This is a genomic window from Clostridium sp. LIBA-8841, assembly GCF_057782475.1.
In genome coordinates, this window is the sequence record NZ_CM173488.1 from 1,940,602 (window position 1) to 1,965,543 (window position 24,942).

The following is a 24,942-nucleotide window of genomic DNA, read 5'->3' on the forward strand; positions in this document are numbered from 1 at the left end:
ATTAAGGAGCTGATAAATTGGCTAAAGTAATAGTTATAGGCGCTGGTCCTGCAGGAATGATGGCAGCGATATCTGCAGCAGAAAATCATGAAGTTACTCTTTTAGAAGGTAATGAAAGATTAGGTAAAAAGTTATTTATTACTGGAAAAGGAAGATGTAATGTAACAAATGCAAAAGACATAAGTGAGTTTTTTGACTATATACCAGGAAACCCACATTTTTTATATAGTGCATTATATACATATACTAATATTGATGTAATGAATTTCTTTGAAAATGCTGGAGTTAAATTAAAGGTAGAGAGAGGATCTAGAGTTTTCCCAAATTCAGATAAATCTTCAGATATTATAAGTGGGTTATCAAAGAGTTTAGATGAAGCTGGAGTAAATGTTAGATTACATAGCAAAGTAAAGGATGTTATATTTAATAATAATAAAATAGAGGCCGTTATTTTAGAAAGTGGTGCAAAGATTAAAGGTGACTACTTTATAATAACAACAGGAGGTAAGTCATATCCTCTTACTGGTTCAACTGGCATAGGTTTTGACTTAGCAAAGAAGATGGGACACACAATAGTGGAACCTAAACCATCATTAGTACCTATAGAAATTGAAGAGGCTTGGGTTCGTGAATTACAGGGCCTATCTCTTAGAAATATAGAACTTAAGATAAAGAACAAAAAGAATTCTAAGGTTGTTTATAGCGGCCAAGGAGAGATGCTATTTACTCACTTTGGAATATCAGGTCCTCTTGTCTTAAGTGGTAGTAGATTCATAAAAGATGGTGAGAAGTTTGAAGTTTCTCTTGATTTAAAGCCAGCTTTAGATGAGAAACAGCTTGATTTAAGATTACAAAAGGATTTTAAGAAGAACTTAAATAAAGATTTCAAGAATTCTTTAGATGAACTTCTTCCCAAGAAGCTAATACCTGTGATTATAGAGTTATCTGGTATAGATGAAAATAAAAAGATTAATTCCATCACTAAAGAAGAAAGAAGAACATTATTAAATCTATTAAAAAATCTAACATTCTCAGTTAAAGGATTAAGAGATATAGCTGAGGCCATTGTTACAGCTGGAGGGGTTTCAACTAAAGAAATTGACCCTTCAACTATGCAATCAAAGATTATAGATAATCTATATTTTGCTGGAGAAGTTATAGATGTAGATGCCTTTACAGGAGGATATAATGTTCAAATAGCCTTATCAACAGGATATTTAGCAGGAAAATCAATTTAATTTTTAAATAAATTACTATAAAATTCATAGAAATTTTAGTAAGTTTTATCTAGATTTTATAGTAAACTTATAGAGCACATAGAACTTGCTCTATTTAGATAAAAAAGAATTAAAATGTTTTTATAAGAAAGGACTTAATAATATGAATAAACTAATTACAGTTGCTATTGATGGACCAGCAGGAGCTGGAAAAAGCACTATTGCCAAAATAATAGGAGAAAATTTTAACTTAATGTATATAAACACAGGATCTATGTATAGAGCTGTTACTTTAAAAGCCTTAGAAAATAATATTTCAGCTGAAGAAGTTGATAAGTTATTAGAAATGATAGATGGAATGGATATGCATTTTGAAAATGATGAGCTTATATTAAATGGAGAAAATATAAATTCATTAATAACTATGCCTAACATAAGTAAAAATGTTTCAGCTTATGCTTCAATAAGAGAAGTAAGAGAAAGATTAGTTAGCCTTATGAGAAAGATGGCTTTAAAATACAATGTAATAATGGATGGAAGAGATATTGGAACAGTTGTATTAAAAGATGCTAATTATAAATTTTTCTTAACTGCTAGCCCAGAAGAAAGAGCTGATAGAAGATATAAAGAACTTATGGAAAAAGGCGTAGAAGTTAACTATGATGAAATATTACAAGATATAATAAAAAGAGATTACCTAGATTCTAATAGAGAAGTAGATCCTCTTAGAAAAGCAGAGGATGCTATTGAAATTGATACTACTGGCATAGGTATAATAGGAGTAGTTGAAAAGATATCTAGTTACATGGAGAAATAACTATGGAAAGAAATATAATTTTAGCTAAAAATGCAGGTTTTTGCTTTGGAGTAAAAAGAGCAGTTGATGAAGCTATAAAATATCAAAAAGAATTTGAAAAGAAAATATATACTCTAGGACCACTTATTCATAACAATGATGTTGTTAATTATTTAGAGGATAATGATATATTTGCAATTGAACTTTCAGAGGCTGATTCATTAAATAAAGGAGATGTTGTGCTTATAAGGTCTCACGGTGTTAAGGAAAGTGTAATAAATGACTTAAACGATAAGGGATTAATTGTTAAGAATGCAACTTGTCCATACGTAACTAACATTCAACAAAAGGTAAAAAAATGTTATGAACAAGGTTATAAAATAATCATTGTTGGAGATGGAAATCATCCAGAGGTTATTGGTATTAACGGATGGTGTAATGATTCTGCCATAATAACAAATGGTAAAACAGAACTTACAAATATACCAGCAAAGGTTTGTGTCGTTTCACAAACTACAGAAAAAAAAGAAACTTGGAATAAAGTTTTAAATGAAATAGTAAGAGAAAGTAAGGAAATAGTAGCTTTCAATACTATTTGTTCAGCTACAGATGTTAGACAGAAAAGTGTACAAGAACTTTCAAAAGAGGCTGATTTAGTTTTTGTTATAGGTGGAAAAAATAGTTCTAATACAACAAAACTATATGAAATATGCAAAAAGGAATGTCCTAAGAGTTATCATATAGAAAATGTTAAGGAATTAGATGAAAACTTATTAAAAGACGAAAATATTAAGACTGTAGGAATTACTGCTGGAGCATCAACTCCAGATTGGATAATAAATGAAGTAATTTCAAAAATTAAAGAATTGTAATTTTATAAATAATCCTGCAATTTAATGATAATTATTTTTCACTACTGGTATTAAAATGGAAATTGTTTTATACTTATAATATATGACAAAGTTTTAGGAGTAGTAGTATGAATATAGTTAGATTTAGATTGTGGGATTATTTTAAATATGCAAAGCTTTTAAATTTATCACTTAAAAGACTATGTACTAATTATTTTGTCAAAGTAACGTATAAAAATGATGTTTTAATGCTTTGGGAAATTGATTATGCAGTAAATCTTGATGCATATATAAAAAAAATCACTAAGGTGAAGTGCAGCAGGTATATTCCTGAAAAGGGTAATATCTTTTCAGAATTTAAAATAAATAAATATATATATGAAACAGTGGAAGATGAGGGAATTGATTTGAATATGTATGGGTTCGTAAAAAAAGCTTCTAATATAATATTAAAACTAGATCTTCATAACTTTAATAAAAAAAATACTAATAAATTTAATTTTAGACCTTTTATTAAAGGAAAAGATGAGAGCTTACGCTGTAATTTACAAAATGAAATATTTTATGAGGAAAATAGAATACCTCTAAAAACAAAGGATATTGTTTATGAGTGTAGTAGAAAAGCTTTTTTAGAAGATTTAGCTTTCTTTGAGCTTAAAGACGATAATCTAATTGGCTATGGTCAGATATTACTCCTAAAAGGCAAATATACAGTTGCTAACTTTGGAATAATAAAAGAGTTTAGAGGAAAAGGTTATGGAGAAGCTCTCCTTATACACATATTGAATAAAGCTAAACAAAAAGGGTTAGATGAGGTGTATATAAAAGTTAAATCAGATAATACAAGTGCTGTAAATTTATATAAAAAAATTGGTTTTGAAGAATCTTCAGAAATAAATATATATGAGTTATTAAGTTAAATAGGATTTTAAAGAGAATTTCTACGTAAAATAAAACCTTAATGTAGAAATTCTCTTTTTATTACTTAAGATGATTTTAAAGTTTGTTTATTATTATAAATAAGCTTTAAAGTTATAATAGAGAATCAGTAGGTACATAAGATATTTTTGTTTTGAATACACTATCTGTTAAGTGAGGACTATAATATCCACGATCACTTAACTCTACATTGCTGTTCTCTAGATTAGTTGAGTTTTGTTCAAGTTCTTTTAAATCATACATAAATAAGTCACCTCCTCCTTATTAGTATTAACAATTTAAAAAGATCTTATTTAATTGCCATAGATAATTTGATATAGACAAATTTCTTTAGTTATTATATAATAATTATTATTAATTAAAAGAATGAGGTGCTTTTTTATGGGAAATAAAATTAGCTTAGTATATGAAAATGGTGAATTTACTGTATATATGAATGATGAATTAATTACAGTTAATAAATATATGGATAATGCAATAGAAAAATTTACTCAAACTGTAAACAATAATGCTATACCAAAGTCAATTCAATGGGAGACTATAGAGGAAGATTTAGAAGGAATTGATTTACCTGATTTAGAAATAAATAATCAGTTTAAAACTTTAACTTATAAAGATATGAAGTATTTTTATAGCACAGATAAAATCTTTAATATGCATGGTGGAAGAATGCAACAATTACTTGGAGGATATCAATTATTCTCATTTATAGTTAAGATGATTGCTGAAAAACATTTAGATGATTATTTAGATGTTTTAGAGTTTTGCAAGGAGATTTTAAGATGTAAGGTTACATATAGAACTCCAGGAAGCAACTTTATAGTTGGTAGTCCAGCATTTAACTATGGATCAGCAGCATATGATTTTGCAACTGGAAAAGTTAATAAGGGAGCTTCAATAGAAAAAATGTCTTTTGATGATTTCAAAAAATATATATTTGATATAATAAAATAAAGTTAAAATAAAAAATAACCTTTGGATATTCCAAAGGTTATTTTTCTACTTTTCAAGAGTTTTTAATGTTTTTATTATGAATTCTGGATCTCCAAATAAAGTGAAACGTGCTTTAGAAGAGTCCTTCATATATTCATAGGAAAATTTAGCGCCGTTTTTAACGGCCTCTTCATCCTCATTTATTATTGTCATTAACTTTTTAGATAGTTCTTTCCCTTCCAATATGTTTTTACAATGAAGATCTACTATAGTACAAATTTGTACCTCTTTCTGTAAATCTATATTTTTTCCTTCTAAAAAATCAATAACTTCATTATTATAAGCAGTATTTATATCTTGATTAGTTTTGTTATTATCAAAAAAATTCTCAATATCCTTCATAGTAAATCGCCACTGTCCACCAATTTTTTTCCCTTCTAAGATGCCATCTTTAAGATAGTTTCTAATAGTACGTGAAGTAAGTCTAGTCATTTCTGCTATGTCTTCAATAGTATAAAGCTTTTCAAAATTATTCATATACATACACCTCTCAATTCATATATTTTCATTATATTTCATATATTTTCACATTTAAAGTATATTATTGTAAATATATTAAAAGTTTTTAATGTCAATATATTTCTAAATTTACAAACATTATTGTTAATTTAGAAGGAAACATATATAATAGATTCTTAATAAAATTTAAAGGAGGGCTAGTTATGAATAAAATTAAATTAATTTCACCTAAACCGAATTTTAAAGAGCAAATAGAAGAATATAAGAAAGAATTCTTATTGAATGGTGATAGTATGGATGGATGTGCTGGATTAGGAAATATAGAATCTTTTGAAGATTGGATAAAGATATTAAAGGATAATTCTAATATCAATACTGTGAGAGATGGTTTTGTTCCATCATCAACTTATTTGGCTATAAGAGAATCAGATAATAGAATTGTTGGAATGATAGATATTCGTCACTTCCTAAATGATTATTTAGAACAATTTGGAGGACATATTGGATATAGTGTTAGAAAATCAGAACGTAAAAAAGGATATGCTAAGGAAATGCTAGCGTTAGCCTTAAATAAGTGTAGAGAATTAAATATAAATAGAGTATTATTAACTTGTTCTAAAGATAATATCCCTTCAATGAAAACTATTATTTCACAAAATGGAGTATTAGAAAATGAAGTTTTAAAAGGAGATAGAATCACCTGTAGATATTGGATTGATTTAAAATAAAACACTTAAATTTCATGATATCAATAAATATATAGTGTACTAGAATAAAAGTATATAAAAACAAAAAACAACTAGAGATAAAAAGTTATTTACTCTAGTTGTTTTTTTTGACTCTGTTTTAAGTAATGGCTGAAAATCAACATTCACTTAAAGCAGAGCCTTTTAAAATTCTTGATATTCACTTGGGATATCTCCTACGAATTCTCTATTGCTTAGAACTATATACCAGAATGTTAGGAATGCTATAAAAGAGAATATAATTCCTAGTATAGTCATAAATAATCCAAAGTCGAAATTTCTAAGTATTTTATAAAATACAATTATAGAAAGTATTATATTAACAAATGGGATTAAATAAAGTATCCAGTATAAATAAGATAAGCCAGCTAAATGTAATAACTGAAATTCTCCAAGTATAGGAAAGAACATCATCCATGAGTGTTTTAAGTTAGCCCTCTTAGACATAACATAGCTTGGATATATTCTTATTAGGTAAAATATAAATGCTACTAAAATACTTGTGCTGCTAAAATCGTATAATCCTTGAAAATATGACATGTATTTCACCTCCTTAATTTAATTATATCATAAAATTTATGTTAATTTTAAAAATATTGAGTAATAACCATAGTATTAATTATATGGTGTAAAATACTAATTCTATAAAAAGATACATTAGTATTTGGACATTCCTTACAAAGTCAAATAGGAAGACAAATTAAAGCTGGATTTATGATTTCTGGTTTTTATGAAGGTATTTTAGGGGAAGGGTTATTATATAAACAGATTTCAACTTATATAGCCACTAGGGTAATAAAATTCTAATTATTTATATAAAGAACTTTTTAAATTAATAAAAATAAAAAAATACCATATATATCATAAAAAAAGTTATTTATTATGATATATATGGTTAAAAAAATACAAAAATTTTGGTTTTTTAATATTTATATAGTAATTTAGTACAAATTGACAACAAATATATGTGGGTATACTATAAAAATATAAATTTTAATTATTTTTAAGGAGATGAGTTAAGTGTGTACTCACATACATATTTCAAGTAATAAAAATAATTTTTATTGGGGAAGAACTTTAGATACTTCATTTAATCCCTTTGATGTTGATTCAAAAGTAACTATTGTACCTAAAGGTTTTATGTTAGAAACACAAAGTAAACCTTGGAAAACAAAATATGCTTTTTTAGGTATAAATTTATCAGGATCTACCTTATTTTTCGATGGGGTTAATGAAAAAGGTCTTGCTGGAGGACTTTTATTTTTAAATGCATGCACATGGGATAAGAAAGAAAATATAGAAAAACAAGGACTTACAGCCATTAATAGTGGTGAAATAGTTACTTGGATTTTAAGTAACTTTGAAAGTGTTAGTGATATAAAAAATAATATAGCAAAAGTTGTAGTTACCTCTGATGATATTCCTTCATTAGGGGAGCTAGGAAAAGGAAATCCTATTACTGCTCATTATACTTTCACAGATAAGATGGGTGAATCAGTTGTATTAGAACCAACAAATCATGGACATTTTCGTGTTTTTGATAATACTGTAGGGGTAATGGCTAATGATCCAACATTTGATTGGCATATGACTAATTTAGCAAATTATATTCAAATTCAAGGATTTAATAAGCAACAAAAAAATTTAAATACAAAAACAGTCATTACACCAATTTCAAATGGTACAGGTATGCTTGGATTACCAGGAGATTATACTTCACCATCAAGATTTGTACGTGCAGCATATTTAAGAAATCTTATAGGAGATGTTAGTGATGAAGAAGCCCCTGCTCGTTTATTTAGTCTTTTAAACTCTGTTTGGGTTCCAAAAGGAGTTGAACGTTTCAACGAAGATAAAGATGATTCAGACTTCTCAAGTTATATGTGTGCATATAATCAAAACTTAGGAAAATTATATTTACGTATCTTTAATCACATGGATACAATGGAATTCTCTTTAGAAAATGTTAAAAAAGATGAATTAGTAACTTATTCAATTAAATAAAAAGAAATTAAATAATAATTAAGAGATAAAAAGTCTTAGAAATAAGACTTTTTATTTTTTTTAGATTTATTAAAGTCGTAAAAAACAAGCAACTTTAGAATATATTAAAGAATTATTAGAACTAATAAATATTACAAAAAGTGAACTATAATAAAATAAAGATACAATAATTGGTTAAAATAAATACATAATTAAGTGAGTAAGTTATGGAGGTTGTTTGTATGGAAGAAAAGAAAATCGCAGGGATAAAAGCTGCTGAATACATTGAGAATAATATGGTAATTGGATTAGGTACTGGTTCTACAGCATATTATATGATTGAAAAGGTAGGAGAGCTAGTTAAGAGTGGCTTAAATATTAAAGCTGTTGCTACTTCACAAAGTACAGAAAATCTTGCAAAGAATTTTAATATACCATTAATATCTATAGATGATGTTGAAAGAATAGATTTAGCCATTGATGGTGTTGATGAAATTGACGATCAGTTTAATGCAATTAAAGGTGGTGGAGGAGCCTTATTTAGAGAAAAAATGGTAGCTAATATTGCTGATAAAGTAATTTGGATTATGGATTCAAGTAAATTAGTTGATTCCATAGGAAGTTTTCCTCTTCCTGTAGAAATTCTTCCTTATGGTCATAATCATATATTAAAGAAACTAAAATCACTTTCCTTTAATCCTGTTTTAAGAATGAAAGGGGAAGTTCCATTTGTTACAGATAATCATAATTATATTGTTGATTTACATATTGGAAAGGAATTTGATATTAAATATGTATCTGAAATTTTAAAATCTATATCAGGAGTGTTAGAAACAGGATTATTTTTAAATATTTGCGATAAAATTATTGTTGGAACAAGCAATGAAATAAAAGTAATTGAAAATATAAATAAGGTCAATTTTTAAAAGAACAACTCAATTTGCTCAATTGGTGAAAAATGAGTTGAATTGGATTTGAAGGTAAAAATGTATGAATATAAAGAATCAAGGAAAAGATTTATATAATAAATATAAATAGATTTAACAAAAAACTAGTAAGAATAAATACTTACTAGCTTTTTATTATTTTGGGAATAATGAAAGTATTTCTTTGACTTTGAATTAAAAGAATTTAAAGTTTTTAATCCTTATATTGAGAATGATATTGTTGAGGTGAGCTAATGGAAGAGTCTATAAAAGCTATGAATGAAATATATCCAATAACTAAAGCTGAGGCTGTTTATGTTGATAATGAAACTACACTAGATGTTTTTTTAAAGTCATTAAATTTTAAGTCAATTGTTATTACTGATTTTGGAGCAAAAGGCGACGGTATAATTGATGATTCTCCTGCAATTCAAAAAGCTTTAGACAGTTTAAAAGAAACTGGTGGTAATATATATTTTCCAAAAGGAATTTATAAACTTAATAAATGTATAAAATACTATTCAAATCAAAAATTAATTTTTGAGCAAGCGACTTTATTAAGAGGATCAGAAGATATGAATTTACTAATAACAAATTATGCTGATAATTTAACAGGAAATTATGATATGACTAAAGATGTAGAGATTATTGGAGCAATTTTCGATGCTAATGCTAATTATAATACAAATTGCACTTTATTAGGATTTATTCATTCTGATAATACAATGATTTCTAAATGTAAATTTGAAAATTTAGCCGGTGGGTGGCATTGTTTAGAGGTGAATGCATCTAAAGATACTATTATTGATAGCTGTTATTTTAAAAATACTAAGACAGTACATAATAATGCAGAAATGATTCAATTAGATGCTGCTCTAAATAATACCGTTTACCCTTGGAATGGTAAAAAAGATGGAACTGTTTGCAAATTTACAATGATTAAAAATTGTGTTTTTGAAAATAGTGATGTATCACCAGCTATAGGAAATCATTCATTTGCTAAACATGAGTTTACAACAATACGGAATAATATCTTTAGAAATCTAACAAATAGTAGAGGGGTTATAACCTTTGTAGATGATATGGAAAATATAGATATTTATGATAATACTTTTGAAAATTGTGAAGTTGCTATAAATACAAATGCAAAATCTGTTTTTGCAAGAGAAAATAGGTTCAAAAATGTTAAAGAAATTAGCAAATTTGAAATTGAAAAAGTAAATAATATTGTAGAAAAATGAGAGATTTAATAATAAAAAAGCTAGTAAGCATAAACACTTGCTAGTCTTTTTATTTTGGAATGATATAATCTATAATAGATAAAGTTAAATTCAGATTTCTATTTTGATTATAAATACAATTTCAAATTATATATTTAGAAAATTCCATCTTTTAATAAAAATAATTTTTATGATATAATACAACAGATAACAATTTGAATTGGAGGAAAAGACATGACATTAGAAAACATGGATAAAAAACTCTTCTGTATTTCTACATACGGATGCCAAATGAATGAAGAAGATTCAGAAAAACTATCAGGAATGTTAAAATCTCAAGGATATGAGAGAACTGAAAATAAAGAAGATGCTTCTATAATAATATTTAATACATGCTGTGTAAGAGAAAATGCTGAAAATAAGGTTTTCGGTAATCTTGGACAACTTAAAAAATTAAAGAGAAAAAATCCTAATTTAGTAATAGCGATTTGTGGATGTATGATGCAACAAGTAGGTATGCCAGACAAGGTCTTAAAAACTTTCCCTTATGTTGACATAATATTTGGAACTCATAATGCACACAAATTCCCAGAGTACTTAAATAGAGTACTTCAAGAAGGTGTTCAAGTTAAGGAAATATTAAACAAAGAAGAAGGAATCGTTGAAGGATTACCTATAGATAGAAAAAGTGATGTTAAAGCTTTCGTTACTACAATGTATGGATGTAACAACTTCTGTACTTACTGTATAGTACCTTATGTTAGAGGAAGAGAAAGAAGCAGAAAGTCTGAAGATATCATAAAAGAGATAGAAGAATTAGTAGCTAAAGGATATAAAGAAATAACTTTACTAGGTCAAAACGTAAACTCATACGGAAAAGGTCTAGAAGAGGATATCGACTTTGCAGGACTTTTAAGAAAAGTTAATGAGGTTGAAGGATTAGAGAGGGTTAGATTTATGACTTCTCACCCTAAAGATTTAAGCTACGATGTAATTAAAGCTATAAAAGAATGTGACAAACTTTGTGAACAAGTTCACTTACCAGTTCAAAGTGGATCATCAAGAATATTAAAAGAGATGAACAGACACTATGATAGAGAGTACTATTTAGATTTAGTTAAGAAAATCAAAGCTGAAATTCCAGATGTTACTTTAACAACTGATATAATTATTGGATTCCCAGGAGAGACTGAAGAAGATTTCTTAGATACTCTAAGTCTTTGTGAAGAGGTTGGATATGATTCAGCATTCACATTCATCTATTCTAGAAGAAATCATACTCCTGCTGATAAAATGGAAAATCAAATTCCAGATGATATAAAACATGAAAGATTCAATAGATTAGTTGAAGCTATAAACAAAAAAGTTGTATTAAAGAACAAAGAATATGAAGGAAGAGTTGTAGAAGTCTTAGTTGAAGGTCCAAGTAAAAATGACGAAACTAAAATGACTGGAAGAACTAGAAACGGTAAATTAGTTAACTTTGCTGGTGATGAAAGCTTAGTAGGTAAATTAGTTAACGTTAAAATAGTTAGAGCTCAACCATTCTCATTAATTGGTGAAATAGTAGAATAATTTTTAAAAAGGCTTTATCTTAAATAAGATAAAGCCTTTTAATTTTTCTACATATTAAAATAGTTTTTACAGTATTCCTCTAACTCATTTCTAAATTTAGGATGTGCTATGCTTATAAGTGCCTTAGCTCTTTCTTTTAATGTTTTTCCTCTTAAGTCAGCAGTTCCATATTCAGTAACGATATAATGAACATCATTTCTAGAGGTAGTCACAGATTCTCCATAATCTAACTTAGGAACTATTCTAGATATTGTACCTTTAGATGCAGTAGATGGTATAGCTATTATTGATTTTCCCTCTTCGGACATACTGGTACCCCTAACATAATCAACTTGTCCTCCAACACCGCTAAATTGTTTTCCTCCTATTGATTCTGAATTTACTTGCCCGAACAAATCTACTTGTATGCATGAATTAATAGAAATCATTTTTCTATTCTTAGAAACAGTAATTGGATCATTTACATAGTCAACAGGATACATCTCTATTACAGGATTATTATTTACAAAGTCATAAAGTTTTTTTGTACCCATCATAAAGGTAAGGACTATTTTGTTTTTATGAATACTCTTTTTCTCGTTATTAATAATTCCCTTATTAAATAAATCTACAATACCATCAGAAACCATTTCAGAATGAATTCCTAAATCTTTTTTATCATGTAAAAACATTAAAACAGCATCTGGAATTGATCCTATACCAAGTTGCAGTGTAGATCCATCTTCAATTAACTTAGCACAGTTTTCTCCAATAGCTTTTTCCACGTCGTTTATTTCTTTTGGTTTTAATTCTGGCAATGGATAATCAACTTCAACAATATAATCAATATTAGATATATGAATGAAATTATCCCCTAAAACTCTAGGCATATTGGGATTTATTTCTGCAATAACAAGTTTGGCACATTCAGAAGCAGATTTTGTATAGTCACAAGATGTGCCATAACTACAATACCCATGCTCATCAGGTGGCGAAAGTTGGAGTAAACATACATCAATTTGCAAGTAATCCTTCTTAAATAATCTAGGAATTTCATAAAAGAATGATGGAGTATAGTCAGCAAAACCAGATTGAACAGCTTCTCTGGTATTTGCATTAACAAATAGTGCATTGTGTCGTATATGTCCTTCCATTTCTTTTTTTGTATAATCCCCTTTGCCTAAAGATACTAAATGAAGTATCTCTAAGTTCTTAAAGTTCTTATAATTAAGAACAAGTTCATCTAATAAAACTCTTGGTTCAGCAACGGCGTGACCTGTTACTATTCTTGAATTAGATTGAATCTTATTTATAGCCTCCCTAGCAGTAACTTTTTTTGAATTATAAAGTTCCTCCCAGTTCATATTACCTCCTAAATAAAAGATAGCTTCTAATAAATTAATATGATTTTTAAGGGCATAATATAATTCATACTATTTAAATAATTATTTATACGAATTATATTAATTTAAAAAATATTATAATTCGCAATATATAAAATGTAAAAAATTGTAGCTTTTTTATTGAAATATTTCTTGCAATTATAAAATGCAAGTTATTTTTAAAAAAAATTGCATTTTTATTTGAAAAACACTTGATTTTAAGAAGTTATTGCAATATAATTAACTTGTAAATTTCATTTTGTAATAAATAAAAGGGGGCTGTATTATGAATATACCTTGTTCCATGATGACACAACATCCGGATAATGTAGAAACTTACGTTTCAATACAACAAGAACCAGCAGAGGCTATAAAGGGATTAACTCCACAAGATAAAGGTGGATTAGGCATAGAGGAAGTTATGATAGATTTTGAAGGGAAGTTAACACCTTACCATCAAACATCACAAATAGCATTAGGCTTAATTTCAAACGGAATAATTCCAGGAAAAGACGTTAGGGTTACACCTAGAATACCTAATGCAAACAAAGAATCAGTATTTAGACAATTAATGAGTATAATGTCTATAATTGAAACTAATGTTCAATCAAAGGAATTATCAGGAGTACCTGCAATTTCAGAAGTAGTTGTTCCTATGATTGAAACAGGAAAAGAAATTTCAGAATTTCAAGATAGAGTTAATTCAGTAGTAGATATGGGGAATAAGAACTACAAAACTAAATTAGATTTAAATAGTGTTAGGATAATACCTTTAGTTGAAGATGTACCTGCACTAGTAAATATAGATAAAATATTAGATGAACATTATGAAATAGAAAAGAGTAAAGGAAATGTTCTAAAAGATCTTAGAATAATGATAGCAAGGTCAGATACTGCCATGTCTTATGGATTAATATCAGGAGTTTTATCAGTGCTTATGGCAGTCGATGGAGCTTATAAATGGGGCGAAAAAAATGGAGTAACTATAAATCCTATATTAGGTTGTGGATCACTTCCATTTAGAGGACACTTCTCAGAAGAAAATATAGATGAAATTATTGCTACATATAGTGGAATTAAAACTTTCACATTCCAATCTGCATTAAGATATGATCATGGTGAAGACGCAACTAAACATGCTGTTAATGAGTTAAAATCAAAAATTGCAAAGTCAAAGCCTAGAAACTTCAGTGAAGAAGATAAAGATTTAATGAAAGAGTTCATAGGAATTTGTTCAAAATATTATCTTCAAACATTCTTAAAAGTAATAGATACAGTATCTTTTGTTTCTGATTTTATTCCTAAAAATAGAGATAGATTAACAAAAGCAAAAACTGGATTAGAATATAATAGAGAAGTTGCCAATTTAGATAATGTAGCTGATTTAGTTAAAGATGAAAAACTAAAGGCTGAAATACTTAGTATAGATAATACTAAAGAATATGCAGTTCCAAGAGCAATATCATTTACAGGAGCTATGTACACTTTAGGAATGCCACCAGAACTTATGGGAATGGGTAGAGCGTTAAATGAAATAAAAGAAAAGTATGGTGAAGAAGGAATTGATAAACTTTTAGAAGTTTACCCAATTCTAAGAAAAGACTTAGCATTTGCCGCTAGATTTGCAAATGGAGGAGTTTCTAAAAAAATAATCAATGAAGAAGCTAGACAAGAATATAAAGAAGATATGAGATATGTAAATGAAATTCTAGCTCTTGGTTTAGATTATGAATTCTTGAATGAAAATGAATTCTATCATACTTTACTTAAAACTACTAAACCTATAATAATGCATCTTATGGGGCTTGAGGAAAATGTAATGCGTAGCAAGACAGAAGAACTTAAAATCCTAAATGAGTGGATAGTAAGAATGGGTAAGGTAAGAGGAAGTATCGGCTAGAATGAAATAAGACTAGATTTAATTTATGAAACCTAAAATTAGATTTGTCTATAACAAAAAGACCTATAAACTTGATTTGAGGCCAATAAATAATATTGATGAAAACCCAATAAATGAAGAAATTTATTAAGTGTATTAAAGCACTTCTTGTTAGTTTTTTGCTAATTAATAGGAGGTGCTTTTTATTATGGCTAGAGTGTTAAAAAAGAATAAAAATATTACTCCTTTCAAAGTAAACAGAATAGAATTTCTGCTAAAATCTGATTTGAAAGGAGTAATTCATTTTCTAATAAGTAACGTAAAATAAATATTTAAAGTTTTTACACTAATTATTATTTTCTTTCCATTGATTTAATTGTTTTTGTATTTCATCCTTAACTTCATTTATACCTGAATCATTTAATTTTTTGTTTAAATCATCTAATCCAACTTCAGGATCTATAGAACCAGTATATAAAGCTCTTTCAAATTCTTGTAAAACATTGTTTATAGCAGAAATTTGATTTGAAACTTTTTCAGTATTAAATTTAAATCCTAATATTGGAGAAACTTTAGCTGAATTATTGAATTTTTCAAAAGCATCCCATTTATCTATAGGATCATTTTCTAAAACATAAGTATCAAATAAGTTTCCATATGCCCAACTAACAGCATCATATTTCTTATTATCAAATTTCTTTATTTGTTTATCATTAATTTTTTCATAGTGAGTTCCTTCTATTCCAAACATTAATAAATTTCTTAGTTTTGGATCAGTATTTACTAATGTCAATAACTCCATTGCTTTCTTAGGGTGTTCAGAATTAGCTGAAATAGCAGTCATAGCACCAGTTGTTGAGTTGTTTGTAACATATGGAGGGATTATTGATGAAGTTACAACTTCTCTACCTAAAGATTTTCCCCATCCATTTTCAGCATATGGTTGTCCATCAGCTTTCCAAACAAATCTCTTCACTTCTGGTTTCATGTTGTTTACAGCAGCATCTTGATTTATGTATCCATCTTTATAATATTCTCTTAATTTAAATAACATATCTTTCATTTCTTGTGATTCATATTTATTTGTCACAGTTAAACTTTTATCATTATAGAATATACCTAAAGGATTTACTATATCATCAAATTCCAATGGAATAGAATCTCCTTGAGTATAAAATGGAATGAAATCTGGTTCCTTTTCTTTTATTAGCTTTAACCAAGGTTCCAAATCGTTTACAGAGTGTATATCTTGATATGGAATATTATATTTTTCAACGAGTTCTTTATCAAATACCCACATTGGAGCTAATGCTATTTCTTTTTGGTTTGGAACAGCATATATTTTGCCATCTATTTCTGCACCTTTCCATAAATCTTTATTTATTTCTTTTTTTAATGGTGCTCCTTCTGTATCTAACAAATCATTTAATTCAAGAAAAGCTCCTTTTCTAGCATTCTCCAAATAAGGGAAGGCCCAAGAGCATGTAAATGCTAAGTCATATGGTTCTCCTGAATTTGCAATAACATTCATTTTTTTACTATAGTCACCAAAAGGTATATGCTTTATGTCTACCGTAGCATTTATTTTTTCCTTTAAGTACTTATTTACTTCTTTTTCTACAAGTTCATTATCAGCAGGATCATCCCCTATAACATACCAAGTTAAATTAACAGGTTCTTTACTATCCTTTTCTGTGCCATTTCCACAACCTGTAAGTACTAAAGATGAACATACAAGACCGCTTAAAATTAATGATAAGACTTTTTTTCTTTTTATCATATTGTCCCCCTCCTAAATATATTCTTTTTTGAAAACGTTTATACAAAGATTTTACTATTTACATTATTTAATATCAATGATTTCGACTTAATATTTGAATAAAAAAAGAAAGCTTTATGTAATTTGTTAATAATTTATATAATTTGTACATATATTTAACGACTAATTTTTATTTGTATTATATATAAGCGATGTCATCAGAATATGATAGATATATTGTAAAACTTTAATTGTTAGTACTATTTAGTGCTATAATATAGAAAAGATTAAGAAAGAAGATGGGGATAATGTGGTTACATCCAGGAGCATCAACATTAGTGTTACTTATAGTTTTTTTAGGATTTATTCCATCAGCATTTACATTATATTTTCTAAATAAATCTAAGTTTAAATTATTAATAAAATGGATATTTAATATTTAAACTAAGAATATATATAGAATAATTTCTATATATATTCTTCTTTTTGTATTTATATAATCTTATTGACTAATATTAAATTTAATATTGTCATTTTCTAGTTTTTTATCTTCAAATAAAGGCTTATTTAGACTATTTATTACATTTGCTACCATAGAATCACTTTTAGTTGAAACAGAAATAGAACATCCTGCAATATTTAATAATGGACTAATTAAAATTACTAAAGTAATAATTTTTTTTATTTGTTTCCTCTCTTAATATGTAATGTGTATATTAGTATTATTTTAAAATATTTCTTAGAAAAGAAATATTTATTCTGTTGATATTATGATACATTATTGTCATATTTTGTTTAAAATGAATATTACTAGATGTTATAATGTTTTATATAGAGTTATCATATGGGAGGAAATAAAATGGGGTTGTTTAGCAAAAATAAAGAGCGAGAAGGGTATAAGTCAATTGATTCATATTTAGAAGAAAATAATTTAAAAGAAAATATTAAGTCTGTTACAAATGTTAATATATTTTTTATGGATGGAGAAGAAGAAGACTTTTATTTAGAAGATGGCATGCTTTTAAAATTTAGAAACTTTATAGAAAACCCTGAAAAAGATTTTATACTATTAAAATATTATTCATCATTATCAGGAAATAGTTTTGATTTCGAAGAAATGACTTTAATGAGACATGGAATATGTAGATTTATAATTGACAAAGAAAAAGAAAATATAATTGTAGAAGATTAATAAAGATTTGGTTTATACTACTGAAAGTAATTTCTATTAAAATATATACGAAGTTAAAAAAATTATAAATAAACTGTTTATAATAATGATATATTTCAATAATTTTATTATATATTAATCAAAGTTTTAATATATGATACATGTCATAGATTAAATTTTTTTTAATTGATATTATCGATTAAAAGAGATATTTAATGAGGTGATAAACATGGATTTAGATTATGCTAAAAAATCAAATAGTAATAGCATTAGTCATGAAGTTGAAGAAATTTTAAATAATTATGATTTTACAGATAAAGAAATTAAAGTGCGTAAAGAGGAATTAAGAAAAGAAATCAATAAATTAAACAACTTAGATCTTTGGGAGTTAGAAGAGTTCAAATTAGAAGATACTTATATAGGTTCTTTTGAAGTCGCATGTCAAGAAGTTGCAAATACAATTATTGATTATTTAAGAGATGAAAAAGCAACTATGAGTCTAGTTGCAGAGGGATTTATATATCCTGTTACAATAAAAGAAAATAATTTTATAAGTAGAAGATTAAAATTAAATAATGAAGAAACTGAAAATTATGATGATATTACAATATTTACAGTTCCATATAGACATTTTAGAAAAATATAACTAATAAAAGATGAAGATGCTCTTTAAAGTATCTTCATCTTTTATTAGTTATAAATGTTTTCAACAGTAAAAATATGTTGTTTTTGCTTTTTAATTATTAAGTATATGAAAATTTTAAATATTTAATATTTATATTTTCATAAAAATAACTTATAATTTAGTTGATTAGTTTATAATTCAATTTAAATATTAATAATTTAATAAGTATTTTTTGGAAAAGTATTGAAATTGATTATCAAGTACTTTACAATTCATTTAAAATATGTTAGTTTTAAATTGATAAAGATTTTCAATTAGGAAAGAGGGGATATCATATGTTCAAACAATGGGAAGGTTTTAGAGAAGGAGTATGGCAAAACGAAATAGATGTTAGAAACTTCATCCAAAAGAACTATACTGCATATGAAGGGGACAAGAGTTTCTTAGCAGGAACAACTGAAAGAACTGATGCTGTTTTAGAAAAAGCTCAAAAATTAATAATAGAAGAAATCGAAAAGGGTATTATAGATGTTGCTACAGATAGAGTATCTGGAATAGATAAATACGAGCCTGGATACCTAGACAAAGACAACGAAGTTATCGTTGGTTTCCAAACAGACGCACCACTTAAAAGAATTGTAAATCCTTTCGGTGGAATGAGAATGGTTGAAAGTTCTTTAAAAGAATATGGATATGAATTAGACAGTAATATAAGAGATCATTTCAATGACTATAGAAAAACTCATAATCAAGGTGTATTTGATGCATATTCAGCTGAAACAAGAGCTGCAAGATCTGCAGGTCTTTTAACTGGTCTTCCAGATGCTTATGGTAGAGGAAGAATCATAGGTGACTACAGAAGAATTGCTCTTTATGGTATAGATTATTTAATAGAAGAAAAGAAAAAAGATTATGCTAATATATCATTTGAAAGCGAAGGTTCAGTAGAAGAGTACATTCAATTAAGAGAGAATGTTTCAGAGCAAATCAGAGCTTTAGGTGAAATAAAATCAATGGCTGCAAAATACGGTTTTGATATATCTAAACCAGCTTCAAACGCTAAAGAAGCAGTTCAATTCTTATACTTTGGATACTTAGCTGCAGTTAAAGAAAATAACGGGGCTGCAATGTCTTTAGGAAGAACTTCTACTTTCTTAGATATCTTTATAGAAAGAGATCTTCAAGCAGGAACTTTAACTGAGTTAGAAGCTCAAGAATTAATAGATCAATTCATAATCAAATTAAGATTAGTTAGACACTTAAGAACTCCTGAGTATAATGATTTATTCGCTGGAGATCCAACTTGGGTAACAGAAGGTATTGGCGGTATGGGGATTAATGGTAAGCCATTAGTAACTAAAAACTCATTTAGATATCTTCAAACTTTAATTAACTTAGGACCTGCTCCAGAGCCAAATATGACTGTTTTATGGTCAGATAGATTACCAGAAGGATTCAAAAAGTTCTGTGCTGAGGTATCAATTAAAACTGACTCAATCCAATATGAAAATGATGAGTTAATGAGACCTATGTACGGAGATGATTACTCAATAGCTTGTTGTGTATCAGCAATGCAAATTGGTAAGCAAATGCAATTCTTCGGAGCTAGAACTAACTTAGCTAAAGCTTTACTTTACACTATAAACGGTGGAATTGATGAGAAATCAGGAAAAGTTGTAATCAAAGGTTTAGAGCCAATAACTGATGAGGTTTTAGATTACGATAAATTAAGAGCTAACTATGATAAAGTTTTAGAGTATGTTGCTGAGCTTTATGTAGATACAATGAACGTTATCCACTACATGCATGATAAATATGCTTATGAAGCTGGACAAATGGCTTTACATGATACTCATGTAGGAAGATTAATGGCATTCGGTATAGCTGGTTTATCAGTTGTAGCTGACTCATTAAGCGCTGTTAAATTTGCTAAAGTTAAGCCAATAAGAGAAAATGGAATAGCTGTAGACTTCGAAATCGAAGGTGACTTCCCTAAATACGGAAATGATGATGATAGAGTTGACGATTTAGCTGTAGAGATAGTTAAGAAGTTCTCAGATGAGCTAAAAAAACATCCACTATACAGAGGTGCTAAGCACACATTATCAATATTAACAATAACTTCAAACGTAGTTTATGGTAAGAAAACAGGTTCAACTCCAGACGGAAGAAAAGCTGGTGAAGCATTTGCTCCAGGAGCTAACCCAATGCACGGAAGAGATAATAGTGGAGCTTTAGCTAGCTTAAACTCTGTTGCTAAGATTCCTTATTGTGAAGTTTGTGAGGATGGAGTATCAAATACATTCTCAATAGTTCCAGATGCTTTAGGTAAGGATGAAAATAGCAGAATAGATAACTTAGCTGCTATTATGGATGGTTACTTTAAGCAAGGTGCTCATCACTTAAATGTTAATGTATTTAATAGAGAAACTTTAATGGACGCTATGGAACATCCAGAAAAGTATCCAACATTAACAATCAGAGTATCAGGTTACGCTGTTAACTTCAATAGATTAACTAGAAATCAACAATTAGAGGTTATAAGCAGAACATTCCACGATTCTCTATAATCTTATATAATAAGAGTGTATAAGGTTGTTTAAAAATCTATAAATATATTCTGAAAATTACTAGATTTCACTAAGAATTTATAGTTATTACTCCGAATATATTTCTAAAGCTTCGAAACTTGCTTCGCTTCGAACAGTCTCAGCTTCTTAACGAAATATATTCTACGTAATAACTTAAATTCTAAAGTTCATCTAGATATTTTCTTCATTATATTTATAAGATTTAATTAAGCAAACACTTTATACACTCTTTTTTTAAATGTTCATTATGAGGAGGGACAGCATTATGGTAAAAGGAAGAATTCATTCATTAGAAACTATGGGATTAGTAGATGGGCCTGGTATAAGATTTGTAGCATTTATGCAAGGATGTGGCATAAGATGTGCTTATTGTCATAATCCAGATACTTGGTGTAAAGATGGAGGTACTGAATATACTCCAGAAGAACTTGTAAATAAGATTAAACGCTTTAAAACTTATTTTAATGCATCAGGCGGTGGAGTAACTTTTTCAGGTGGTGAGCCTCTTCTTCAACCAGAATTTTTACTAGAATGTTTGAAACTATGTAAGGCAGAAGGAATACATACTACAATAGATACCGCTGGCGTTGGATTAGAAGATTATGAAGAAATACTAAAGTATGTTGATCTTATATTATTTGATGTAAAGGAAACAGATCCTGAAAAATATAAGAGCTTAGTAGGTGTTTCTATAGATAGATCTTTAGAATTTTTAAAAGTTGCTCAGTCAATGAATAAGAAAATGTGGATAAGACATGTTGTAGTTCCTGGATATACAGATAATAAAGACGATTTAATGAGAATAAAGAATTTTATAGATGGTCTTCATAATATAGAGAAGGTAGAACTTTTACCTTATCATGTTTTAGGTGTAAATAAATATAAAGGACTTAATATTCCATATAGATTAGAGGGAGTTCAGCCTCTAGATAAAAATTGGTTAAAAGAACTTGAAAAAGAAATATTTAATTAATATAATTATTTAGATAAAAACTAAAGTCTAATTTTAGGCTTTAGTTTTTTCTTACATAAAAAATATGTTAGAATAATTAGTATGACATAATAGAAAAACACATAAATTTTAAGGTTTAATGGAGGTAATAAAATGGCGTTGACTCCAATGATGAGACAATATTTTGAAATAAAAGAAAATTATAAGGATTGTATTCTATTCTTCAGGCTTGGAGATTTCTACGAGATGTTCTTCGAGGATGCAGAAACTGCTGCTAGAGAATTAGAATTAGTTCTTACTGGTAGAGATTGTGGTTTAGAAAAAAGAGCTCCTATGTGTGGGATACCATTTCATGCATCTAATTCATATATAGGAAGATTAGTATCAAAAGGATATAAGGTTGCTATTTGTGAACAGGTTGAAGATCCTAAAGTTGCTAAAGGAATAGTTAAGAGAGATGTTATAAAGGTTATAACACCAGGAACATATACAGATTCTTCTTTTGTTGAGGAAACAAAAAACAACTATATAATGACTATATACGCGGATTTAGATAGAAATAGATGTTCTCTAGCTATAACTGATATTTCAACTGGAGATTTCTTATCTACAGAAGGTGAATTAGAAAAGGGAGTTATTTTAGACGAGATATCTAAGTTTAATCCTAAGGAAATAATTCTTTTAGATTCTTTAGACCCTGAACTTATAAGAGAAATAACATTAACTACGCCTGCCTTAATAAGCAGAAAATCTAGTGAGTATTTTGAAGAAAACTTTGAAGAAATATTAAAGAATCAATTTGGTAATAAATCAGACTCACTAAGCTTAATGGTAAAGAAATCAAGTAATGCTTTAGTTAAGTATATACTAGATACTCAAAAAATAAGTTTAACCAATATAAACGATATAGAGGTATATAGCTTAGTTGATTTTATGACTATAGATTTAAGTTCTAGAAGAAATTTAGAGCTTACAGAAAATTTAAGAGAGAAAAGTAAAAAGGGGTCTCTTCTTTGGGTATTAGATAAAACAGAAACTTCTATGGGAAGTAGAATGCTTAGAAGATGGATTGAAGAACCTCTTGTTAATAAAGAAAAGATAACTTTAAGATTAAATGCTGTAGAAGAATTATTTAATGATCTTTCTTTAAATGACTCTCTTAAGGAAGCTTTACATGATATTTATGATATAGAAAGAATATTAGGTAAAATTTCAAATAAAAATGCAAATGCTAAAGATTTAATAGCATTAAAAACATCAATAGGAAAAATTCCTAATGTAAAAAGAATTATAGAGAATTGTAATTCAAATCTTCTAAAAAATTATCATAATAACTTAGATGATCTAAGAGACATTTATGAACTTTTAGAAAAATCTATAAAAGAGGATCCTTCTTTAACATTAAAGGATGGAGATTTAATAAAAGATGGCTTTAACAGCGAGATAGATGAATTAAGACTTGCTAAAACTAACGGTAAGGATTGGATATCTAGCTTAGAAAATAGAGAAAGAGAGTTCACTGGAATAAAATCCTTAAAGGTAGGATTTAATAAAGTCTTTGGATATTATATAGAAATATCTAAAGCTAATTATAGTTCTATACCTGAAGGAAGATATATAAGAAAACAAACTCTAGCTAATGCTGAAAGATTCATAACTCCAGAGCTTAAAGAGATAGAAGAAAAACTTTTAGGAGCTAGTGAAAAACTTTGCTCTCTAGAATATGATATTTTCTTAGATATAAGAAATGAAGTTGAAGAGCATATAGATAGATTAAAAACTACTGCTAAAATAATTGCAGAGTTAGATTGTGTAAGTAACTTAGCTTTTATAGCTTTAGAAAATGATTTTATAAAGCCAGAAATCAACGAAAATGGCGAAACTCAAATAGAGAATGGAAGACACCCTGTTGTTGAAAAGGTAATACCTAAAGGAGAATTTATTCCTAATGACACTATTATAAACAAAGATGATAATCAACTTCTTATAATAACAGGACCTAATATGGCTGGTAAATCAACATATATGAGACAGGTTGCTATTATAACTTTAATGTGCCAAATAGGTTCCTTTGTACCAGCTAATAAGGCTAATATAAGTATAGTTGATAAAATCTTTACTAGAATAGGAGCTTCTGACGACTTAGCAGGTGGTAAAAGTACATTTATGGTTGAGATGTGGGAAGTTTCAAATATTCTTAAAAATGCTACAGAAAACAGCTTAGTTCTTTTAGATGAGGTTGGAAGAGGTACTAGTACTTATGATGGATTAAGTATAGCTTGGTCTGTTATAGAGTATATATGCAAAAATAAAAATTTAAGATGTAAAACTCTTTTTGCTACTCACTATCATGAATTAACTAAGTTAGAAGGAGAAATTCACGGAGTTAAAAACTATTCAGTAGCTGTTAAGGAAGTTGATAACAACATTATCTTCTTAAGAAAGATAATAGAAGGTGGAGCAGATCAATCTTATGGTATTGAGGTTGCTAAACTTGCTGGTATTCCAGATGAAGTAATAAACAGAGCAAAGGAAATCCTAGAAACTCTTGAAATGGAATCTTCAAAGGATAATTTAGAGGTAGCTCTTAAAGAAGTAAGTACTTCAAAAGAGGAAGTTAAGGAAGCTGCCGTTACAACTTCTTGTGAAGTTAAAGAAACAGTACTAGAAGAAGAAAAAATTGAAATTAAAGAAGAAGTTATTTCAAAATCTTCAAGTGCTAAAACACTAAAAAAAGATGATGATCAAATACAATTAGACTTTTCTGCAATAGGAAAAGATAATTTAATAAAAGAACTTTCAGAAGTTGATATTTTATCTTTAAATCCTATGGATGCTATGAATAAGCTATATGCTCTAGTTAAGGAAGCTAAGAATTTAGTTTAGCTTAAAGGAAGGA

21 protein-coding genes are annotated in these 24,942 nt (G+C 27.7%); 16 read left to right on the forward strand and 5 right to left on the reverse strand.

All coding sequences use genetic code 11. From position 1 onward, the window contains the following. Positions 1–17: 17 nt before the first annotated feature. The 4 genes from AC2A4K_RS08540 (at position 18) to AC2A4K_RS08555 (ending at position 3,784) form a co-directional block, all read left to right on the forward strand. Positions 18–1,238: a BaiN/RdsA family NAD(P)/FAD-dependent oxidoreductase gene (locus tag AC2A4K_RS08540; protein ID WP_322503365.1), complete on the forward strand. Its 1,221-nt coding sequence runs from the start codon at positions 18–20 to the stop codon at positions 1,236–1,238. Positions 1,239–1,380: 142 nt separating this feature from the next. After that, positions 1,381–2,034: a (d)CMP kinase gene (gene cmk, locus AC2A4K_RS08545; protein WP_322503364.1), complete on the forward strand. Its 654-nt coding sequence runs from the start codon at positions 1,381–1,383 to the stop codon at positions 2,032–2,034. Between the two features lie 2 nt (positions 2,035–2,036). Then, entirely contained in the window at positions 2,037–2,885 is an 849-nt protein-coding gene (locus AC2A4K_RS08550; protein ID WP_322503363.1) for a 4-hydroxy-3-methylbut-2-enyl diphosphate reductase, read from the forward strand. 107 nt (positions 2,886–2,992) lie between these two features. Next, the gene (locus AC2A4K_RS08555) at positions 2,993–3,784 is read left to right on the forward strand and encodes a GNAT family N-acetyltransferase (protein WP_322503362.1); all 792 of its coding nucleotides are present in this window, start codon (positions 2,993–2,995) and stop codon (positions 3,782–3,784) included. 112 nt (positions 3,785–3,896) lie between these two features. Here the strand turns inward: AC2A4K_RS08555 and AC2A4K_RS08560 are convergent, their stop codons facing one another. Next, complete coding sequence (locus AC2A4K_RS08560; RefSeq protein WP_322503361.1) at positions 3,897–4,046, reverse strand: hypothetical protein; 150 nt, start codon at positions 4,044–4,046, stop codon at positions 3,897–3,899. A 138-nt stretch (positions 4,047–4,184) separates the two neighbouring features. On the opposite strand from AC2A4K_RS08560, the gene AC2A4K_RS08565 reads away from it, so the two are divergent. Continuing rightward, positions 4,185–4,757, forward strand: a complete 573-nt coding sequence (locus tag AC2A4K_RS08565) for a hypothetical protein (RefSeq protein ID WP_322503360.1) — start codon at positions 4,185–4,187, stop codon at positions 4,755–4,757. Between the two features lie 45 nt (positions 4,758–4,802). Here AC2A4K_RS08565 and AC2A4K_RS08570 read toward each other — a convergent pair whose 3' ends face one another. Further along, positions 4,803–5,273 (reverse strand): helix-turn-helix domain-containing protein, encoded by a 471-nt coding sequence (locus tag AC2A4K_RS08570; protein ID WP_322503359.1) that lies wholly within the window; start codon positions 5,271–5,273, stop codon positions 4,803–4,805. Between the two features lie 185 nt (positions 5,274–5,458). On the opposite strand from AC2A4K_RS08570, the gene AC2A4K_RS08575 reads away from it, so the two are divergent. Then, positions 5,459–5,983 (forward strand): GNAT family N-acetyltransferase, encoded by a 525-nt coding sequence (locus AC2A4K_RS08575; protein ID WP_322503358.1) that lies wholly within the window; start codon positions 5,459–5,461, stop codon positions 5,981–5,983. Between the two features lie 162 nt (positions 5,984–6,145). On the opposite strand, the gene AC2A4K_RS08580 is transcribed toward AC2A4K_RS08575, so the two are convergent. Further along, positions 6,146–6,541: a DUF5684 domain-containing protein gene (locus AC2A4K_RS08580; protein WP_322503357.1), complete on the reverse strand. Its 396-nt coding sequence runs from the start codon at positions 6,539–6,541 to the stop codon at positions 6,146–6,148. Positions 6,542–7,021: 480 nt separating this feature from the next. On the opposite strand from AC2A4K_RS08580, the gene AC2A4K_RS08585 reads away from it, so the two are divergent. The 4 genes from AC2A4K_RS08585 (at position 7,022) to miaB (ending at position 11,705) form a co-directional block, all read left to right on the forward strand. Then, on the forward strand, positions 7,022–8,005 hold the full coding sequence (locus AC2A4K_RS08585; protein WP_322503356.1) for a linear amide C-N hydrolase: 984 nt from the start codon (positions 7,022–7,024) through the stop codon (positions 8,003–8,005). Positions 8,006–8,226: 221 nt separating this feature from the next. After that, positions 8,227–8,910 carry a ribose-5-phosphate isomerase RpiA gene (gene rpiA, locus AC2A4K_RS08590; protein ID WP_322503355.1) on the forward strand — a complete coding sequence of 228 codons (684 nt, stop codon included), beginning with the start codon at positions 8,227–8,229 and terminating at the stop codon, positions 8,908–8,910. Between the two features lie 254 nt (positions 8,911–9,164). Next, positions 9,165–10,151: a glycosyl hydrolase family 28-related protein gene (locus AC2A4K_RS08595; RefSeq protein ID WP_322503354.1), complete on the forward strand. Its 987-nt coding sequence runs from the start codon at positions 9,165–9,167 to the stop codon at positions 10,149–10,151. Between the two features lie 213 nt (positions 10,152–10,364). Next, the gene (gene miaB / locus AC2A4K_RS08600; RefSeq protein ID WP_322503353.1) at positions 10,365–11,705 is read left to right on the forward strand and encodes a tRNA (N6-isopentenyl adenosine(37)-C2)-methylthiotransferase MiaB; all 1,341 of its coding nucleotides are present in this window, start codon (positions 10,365–10,367) and stop codon (positions 11,703–11,705) included. Between the two features lie 47 nt (positions 11,706–11,752). Here miaB and AC2A4K_RS08605 read toward each other — a convergent pair whose 3' ends face one another. After that, positions 11,753–13,048 carry an acetyl-CoA hydrolase/transferase family protein gene (locus tag AC2A4K_RS08605; RefSeq protein ID WP_322503352.1) on the reverse strand — a complete coding sequence of 432 codons (1,296 nt, stop codon included), beginning with the start codon at positions 13,046–13,048 and terminating at the stop codon, positions 11,753–11,755. Positions 13,049–13,352: 304 nt separating this feature from the next. On the opposite strand from AC2A4K_RS08605, the gene ppcA reads away from it, so the two are divergent. After that, positions 13,353–14,966 carry a phosphoenolpyruvate carboxylase gene (gene ppcA, locus AC2A4K_RS08610; protein ID WP_322503351.1) on the forward strand — a complete coding sequence of 538 codons (1,614 nt, stop codon included), beginning with the start codon at positions 13,353–13,355 and terminating at the stop codon, positions 14,964–14,966. A gap of 325 nt (positions 14,967–15,291) precedes the next feature. Here ppcA and AC2A4K_RS08615 read toward each other — a convergent pair whose 3' ends face one another. Beyond that, positions 15,292–16,725, reverse strand: coding sequence for an ABC transporter substrate-binding protein (locus tag AC2A4K_RS08615; protein WP_322503350.1), 1,434 nt, complete (start codon positions 16,723–16,725; stop codon positions 15,292–15,294). Positions 16,726–17,563: 838 nt separating this feature from the next. Here AC2A4K_RS08615 and AC2A4K_RS08620 point away from each other — a divergent pair. The 5 genes from AC2A4K_RS08620 (at position 17,564) to mutS (ending at position 24,929) form a co-directional block, all read left to right on the forward strand. After that, positions 17,564–17,896: a hypothetical protein gene (locus tag AC2A4K_RS08620; protein WP_322503349.1), complete on the forward strand. Its 333-nt coding sequence runs from the start codon at positions 17,564–17,566 to the stop codon at positions 17,894–17,896. Between the two features lie 208 nt (positions 17,897–18,104). Continuing rightward, positions 18,105–18,521 carry a hypothetical protein gene (locus tag AC2A4K_RS08625; protein ID WP_322503348.1) on the forward strand — a complete coding sequence of 139 codons (417 nt, stop codon included), beginning with the start codon at positions 18,105–18,107 and terminating at the stop codon, positions 18,519–18,521. A gap of 314 nt (positions 18,522–18,835) precedes the next feature. Then, positions 18,836–21,070, forward strand: a complete 2,235-nt coding sequence (gene pflB, locus AC2A4K_RS08630; protein WP_322503347.1) for a formate C-acetyltransferase — start codon at positions 18,836–18,838, stop codon at positions 21,068–21,070. A gap of 286 nt (positions 21,071–21,356) precedes the next feature. Further along, positions 21,357–22,064, forward strand: coding sequence for a pyruvate formate-lyase-activating protein (pflA, locus tag AC2A4K_RS08635; RefSeq protein ID WP_322503346.1), 708 nt, complete (start codon positions 21,357–21,359; stop codon positions 22,062–22,064). A gap of 132 nt (positions 22,065–22,196) precedes the next feature. Continuing rightward, entirely contained in the window at positions 22,197–24,929 is a 2,733-nt protein-coding gene (mutS, locus tag AC2A4K_RS08640; protein ID WP_322503345.1) for a DNA mismatch repair protein MutS, read from the forward strand. The last annotated feature ends 13 nt before the right edge of the window (positions 24,930–24,942 follow it).